General features: G+C 64.8%; 3 protein-coding genes. 1 reads left to right on the top strand and 2 read right to left on the bottom strand.

Annotation, left to right across the window (positions count from 1 at the left end):
* Nucleotides 1-164: 164 nt before the first annotated feature.
* Entirely contained in the window at nt 165-809 is a 645-nt protein-coding gene (locus tag XdyCFBP7245_RS18775) for a histidine phosphatase family protein (protein ID WP_005993981.1), read from the bottom strand.
* Nucleotides 810-1,194: 385 nt separating this feature from the next.
* Nucleotides 1,195-3,276, bottom strand: coding sequence for a phosphocholine-specific phospholipase C (locus XdyCFBP7245_RS18770; RefSeq protein WP_104616975.1), 2,082 nt, complete (start codon nt 3,274-3,276; stop codon nt 1,195-1,197).
* A 105-nt stretch (nt 3,277-3,381) separates the two neighbouring features.
* Between XdyCFBP7245_RS18770 and XdyCFBP7245_RS18765 the strand changes: the two genes are divergently transcribed.
* Nucleotides 3,382-5,802 (top strand): TonB-dependent receptor, encoded by a 2,421-nt coding sequence (locus XdyCFBP7245_RS18765; protein WP_104616974.1) that lies wholly within the window; start codon nt 3,382-3,384, stop codon nt 5,800-5,802.
* Nucleotides 5,803-6,000: the final 198 nt, after the last annotated feature.

Genomic DNA, 6,000 nt, shown 5'->3' with positions numbered 1-6,000 from the left:
AAATGGCGAAACTCCGAAGATCCAAACGAGACTCTCCGGAACGATGCGGACATTCCGCACTCTCAGGCATCGTTATTCAGACCTTCCCTAGACAAACCACGCATGCCTGGGCACCGAGAACGCCGCAACACGCTTTCATGAGGGCAACGCTGTCGCTGCTAAAGCTACAGCGCCCGATGCTTGGCTTCCCCAAAGAACGGGGTGTGGTGCGCGCAGTCGTTGAGGCGGACTACTTCCAGATGATCCACGTCGTCGCCTTCGAGCAGGTTGAGCGTGGTCGGGGCCTGGCGGAAGCTCCACAGCTTGGACAGCGGCAGGCCGAGGATCTTGCACAGGATCACGCGGTTGACCGCATCGTGCGCGACCACCAGCAAGGTGTCGTCGGCGCCCAGGCCATCGGCCGCGCGTGCCAGGCCGCGCCAGCTGCGGTCCAGCACCTGACGCAGCGATTCGCCGCCCGGCATCAGCACGGTGTCCGGCTCTTCGCGCCAGGCGCGCAGGCGCGCGGGGTCCTTGTCGTTGATCTCGCTGGCCAGCAGGCCTTCCCACTCGCCGTGAGCGATTTCCTGTAGGTCCGGATCGGTCTGCAGCAGGCTTTCGCGCGATGCGCCCAACGCAGCCTTGGCAGTGGCCTGCGCGCGCGACAGCGGCGAGGCGACCGCACGGGTGATCTGCAACGCCTGCAGCCGCTCGCCCAACGCACGCGCCTGGCCTTCGCCAACCGGCGACAGCGGAATATCGATCTGGCCCTGGTAACGGCCTTCGGCGTTCCACGGCGTCTCGCCGTGACGAGCAAGCAGGATGCGCATGCGCTGAGAGTTCCTTGGGGGAGGGGGCGGCACGCCGCGGCGAAACCGGACCGCATCATAACCGCTCCCCGCCCCTTCCCTCTGCGCTTCAGTGCACGCCCTGTTCCTTGCTAGCCGCCGCGCCACCGTTACGCACCCCACCTGAGCCTCTAGACCCTCCAAGCTGCGGCTGTGCGCTTCCGATCCTCGGATCCTGGTGAACTTGTCGAGGCCGGCAGCGGTGCCGGTGCGTTCAACCTGGAGATCGGCCGCTGTGTGCCGGCGTCACGCGCGCGATGCAGCCAACAGCACCGCCACGCTGGACCTGCAGCCCTTGCGCGCAGTACGCGTCCCGATACGGCAGGACGCTGTTGCGGGCCAATATCCGCCACTCTGCGAGGCGCACTCAGACGCGACCGAACACCGGATCGCTGTGGCTGGGCTTGCCGGTTTCCAGGTGACCGGCCAGACGCCGCCGGAACGCGCCGGCCGGTTGCTCCACGACCACGTCGTACCAGTGGTCGCTTGCGGCGAGCGGCAACTGCAGTGTCTGGCGCTGACCTGCAGAAAGTTGCAGCGCGCGCGGGCTCGGATCTGCGTAGTCCAGCGCACGCAGTTGCAGCGTGCAAGGCTGTTGCCCGGCGTTACCGATCTCCAGCACCAGCGTGCCGCCATCCTGGCGCGCTTCGAGCCAAGGTGCAGCAGCAGCTTGCGGTGTCGTGGCCAGATCGCCGGCAAATTCGCGCAGGAATCCGTTCGGCCCGTGCACGCGCAGCGCATATGCGCCGTCGTGCGCGGCACCCATCGGAACGTCATCGAGCCGGGTGCCAGGCAATACCGTGTAGTACCAGGGCCCGCCAGTAGGCGCGCTGGTGTAGACATTGAATGCCGCCGCAGCCGTCCCGGTGTTGACGAATTGCAACTGCAGCGCGCCATCGTCCTGCACGCGTGCGTGCACCTGCAAGGCATACGGCAAGGCGCGCGCCGGGCGTTGGCCGGGCTCTTGCCGTGGCATGACGGCGTTGGTCGGCGGCACCGGCAATGGTTTATTGCGTAACGCCGCCGTACGTGCGCGGTAGTCGCTGATGGACGGCAATGCGCTCAGTGCCGAATCGTCCGGCTCGCGGAAATCGAACACACTGGTGAGATCGCCACTGACCGCCCGACGCCACGGGCTGATATTCGGCTCGGCCACACCGAAGCGACGTTCCAGCAACCGCAATACCGAGGTGTGATCGAACACCTGCGAATTGACCCAGCCGCCACGCGTCCATGGCGAAATCACCAGCATCGGCACGCGGATGCCCAGGCCTACCGGCACGCCGTTGTAGGCCTCGCCGCGCACATCGACATTGCTGCGGCCCATGCGCGCGTCCAGCGCCGGCAATGGCGCCGGCACATGATCGAAGAAACCGTCGTTCTCGTCGTAATTGATGATCAAGGCTGTTCTCGCCCAGACCTGCGGATTGGAGGTCAGCGCATCGATCAACCGCGCCACCAGCGATTCGCCGTAAGCCGGCGGCGCTTCGGGATGTTCGCAATATGCGGTGGGCGGAATGATCCACGACACCTGCGGCAAGCGATTGCCCTGCACGTCGGCAGCGATGGCGGCAATCAGGTGGTCGGCCTGGGTGCTGGCTGCATTGTCTGCGGTGGATCCGGGCACACAGGCACGCGCGCGGCGATAACGTTCGTCGGCTGTGTCCAGTCCTCTGTAGTGCGCAAAATACGCCAACGAGTTGCAGCCGAAATTGTCGTACTCCTGATACACGCGCCAATCGATGCCGGCCGCCTGCAAGCGCTGCGCATAGGTGGTCCAGCCCATCGCCGCGTAACCGGGTTTGTCGCGCGCCATGTCGGCGGTCCAGTTGCCGTCATCGGCGTTGTCGGCCACCTGCGCGCGGGTATCGCCCACACTCAGCCCGCTGGTGCCGGTGAACAGATACATGCGATTGGGATTGGTCGGCCCGTGCATCGAGCAGAAATAACCATCGCAGATGGTGAACGCGTCGGCGAGCGCGTGGTAGTACGGAATGTCGTGACGTTGGAAGTAGCCCATCGTCAGCTCGCCCTTGTAGGACACCCACGCGTCGTATTCGGCCCAGCGCGCCGGGTCCTGCCCGTGGCCGGCTTTCCACGAATGATCCAGGCTTTTGATCAGCGGCGCGCTCGTGGTTTGCGCATCGAAGGCAAACGGCAGCAGCCGGCGCCCATCGGCTGCCGGCTGACTCCACACCGGGTGGCCATCGCGCAACTGCAACGCACGCGGATCGCCGAACCCGCGCACACCGCGCAGCGTGCCGAAGTAATGATCGAACGAGCGATTCTCCTGCATCAGGATCACCACATGTTCGATATCGCGCAGCGTGCCGGTCCGCGCATTGGCCGGCAGTGCCAGCGCGCGACCGATCGACGACGGCAATGCCCCGGCGGCGGTGAGCGCAGCAACGCGCTTGAGGAAATCGCGGCGCGAAGAAGATGACGTCATGACGAAAAAAACCTGCAAAAGTCGGTGGCGCGCAACGCACACGGCGGCCGCACACGACACGTATAGCGGGGCTACGCGACAGTTTTGCGACAGCCACCGTCATCAATGTTTCATGAGCCATTGACACCCTGCGTCGCGAAACGCCGGTCTTGCGCCGTGCGTCCGCCCTCAGCCGTGCTCGAACAGGACTCCCCCATGACTCCCGCCCGTCGTTTCCATGTCACGCCACTGGCCCTCGCCCTCGCCCTCGCCGCGCTGCTTCCTGTCATTGCGCACGCTGCCGACCCCATCCCCGCCAACGTGGCGGATGCACCGGCAACGCCCGCCGATGCGGCCGGCAATGCGACTCAGCTGGATGCGATCAATGTGGTCTCGCAAGGCAGCACGCGGCAGGTGCAGCGCATCAGCCGGCAGGATATCGATCAGCTGACGCCAGGCAGCAGCGCCTTCAAAGCGGTGGAAAAACTGCCCGGCGTGCAGTTCCAGTCCGCCGATCCGTTCGGCACCTACGAGTGGTCCACGCAGGTCACCTTGCATGGCTTCGACCAGAGCCGCCTGGGCTACACGCTCGACGGCATTCCGCTGGGCAACATGAGTTACGGCGTCACCAACGGCCTGCACATCACCCGCGCCATCATTTCCGAAAACCTCGGTTCGGTAGAGATCGCACAAGGCGCCGGCGCACTCGGCACCGCGTCCAACACCAACCTCGGCGGCACCATGCAGTTCTACTCCGCCGACCCGCAGACCACGCCCGGCGCGCGGCTGGTGCAGACGGTGGGCAGCGATGCCACGCGACGTACCTTTGTGCGCGCCGATACCGGCGATCGCGATGGCTTGTCGGCGTATCTGTCCTACGCCAATGCCACTACCGACAAGTGGAAAGGCTTCGGCGATCAGCAATCCGAACAGGCCAACCTCAAGACCGTGTACCAATGGGGCGACGGCAATCGTCTGAGCCTGTTCCTGGATACCTCACGGCGCAAGGAATACGACTACATGGATCTGTCGTTGACCAGCCAGCGCGCACTGGGCTGGGACTACGACTACCTGCAACCGGATTGGGCCACCGCCGTGCAGATGGCGCGCGCCTACCAGACCACCGGCGCCACCAGCGGCGTGGCCAACGGTTACCCGCAATCGCTGGCTGGGTTGCCCAGCGATTACAGCTGGCTCGATGCCAGTTATTACGCCGGCGGCGGCCTGCGCCGCGACAATCTTGCCGGCCTGTCGGGCACGTTCGTGTTCGGCGGTGTCACGTTGGATGCCACCGGCTATTACCACGCCAATCGCGGCGAAGGGCAATGGGTCACGCCGTATGTCGTCACCTCGGCGCAGATTCCGGTGTCGATGCGCACCACCGACTATGGCCTGGACCGTTTCGGCGGTACCAGCGCAGTGAAGTGGTCGTGGGGCGCTCACGATCTGGAAGCCGGCGTGTGGGCGGAAAATGCGCGCACCACGCAGGGCCGCAACTACTTCGCGCTCGGCAACGAGGGCTACACCTCGCTGTACAACGTGTACGAAGCGCAGACTCCCTTCCGCCGCGACTTTCTGCAGCGCTACACCACCCAGACCCGCATGCTCTACGTGCAGGACACCGTGCGTTTGCTCGATGACCGCCTGACGTTGAACTACGGCGCAAAAGCGCTCAACACCACTACGCGCGCGCAATCGCTGGTGCCCACCACATCACTGGCGCAAGGCCGCATCCGTGCCGAAGACAGCTTTCTGCCGCAAGTCGGCGTGAACTACAAACTCGACGAACGGCAGGACATCTACGCGTCCTACAGCAAGAACATCGCCGCCTTCGGGTTCACCCCGTTCGCCACCTCGCAGGCCGCGTTCGATCGCAGCCGCTCCACGCTGGAGCCGGAAGAGTCGCAAACCGTGCAGATGGGCTACCGCATGCAGGACGAGCAGTTCCAGCTCTCGGCCGATGCCTACTTCACCAAGTTCTCCAACCGTCTGCTGACCACCTCGCCGTGCAGCGCGGTGCAGACCTGTGCATCGATCCTGAGCAATGTCGGCGCGGTGCATAGCGCCGGTGCGGATCTGGCGGTGATGTGGCGCCCGACTGACGGCCTGAGCTGGTTGAACTCGCTGTCGTGGAATCGCTCGCGCTATCAGGACAATTACCTCAACAACGGCGTGGTGGCGACCTCGGGCAAGGACGTGGTTGGCATCCCGGCGCTGATGTTCTCTTCCAGCGCCAGCTACCAGCTGGGCAACCTGCGCCTGGATCTGGACGGCAAGTATGTCGACAAGCGCTACATCACCTTTCTCAACGATTCGCAGGTGCCCTCGTACTGGCTGTTCAACGCCGGTGCGCGCTACGACTTCGGTCGCGTCGGCGGCGTGGCGGATATCGCGCTGGCGCTCAATATCACCAACCTCACCGACAAGCGCTACTTCGCCAGCACCGGCACCAACGGCTATGTCGCCTCCGATCCGGATGGCTACAACCAGACCATGGTGGTCGGCGCCCCCCGCCAGTACTTCATGAGTCTGGACGTGAAGTTCTGAGCAGCCTTGCAATCGCCGCTCTCCCGCTGGGGAAGAGGTTGGGGTAAGAAGACGGGCGCCAAGCGAGGAGCGCATGGAAAAGCGCTTGGGTCGCTGACTGCCTCGGTGGGTGAGGCACCCCTCATCCGGCGCTGCGCGCCACCTTCTCCCGCACGCGGGAGAAGGCATGCGAACGATCGCCTGGCGTCTTGCGCAGAT

Origin of the sequence: Xanthomonas dyei (genome assembly GCF_002939865.1) — a bacterium.
GTDB lineage: Bacteria > Pseudomonadota > Gammaproteobacteria > Xanthomonadales > Xanthomonadaceae > Xanthomonas > Xanthomonas dyei.
Note: the sequence above shows the minus strand (reverse complement) of the source record. Positions and strands in the feature narration are given on the sequence as shown.

Excerpts from the sequence above, each read along its gene's own strand:
- XdyCFBP7245_RS18775 (WP_005993981.1), bottom strand. The coding sequence starts at position 809 with ATGCGCATCCTGCTTGCTCGTCACGGCGAGACGCCGTGGAACGCCGAA.
- XdyCFBP7245_RS18770 (WP_104616975.1), bottom strand. The coding sequence starts at position 3,276 with ATGACGTCATCTTCTTCGCGCCGCGATTTCCTCAAGCGCGTTGCTGCG.
- XdyCFBP7245_RS18765 (WP_104616974.1), top strand. The coding sequence starts at position 3,382 with ATGTTTCATGAGCCATTGACACCCTGCGTCGCGAAACGCCGGTCTTGC.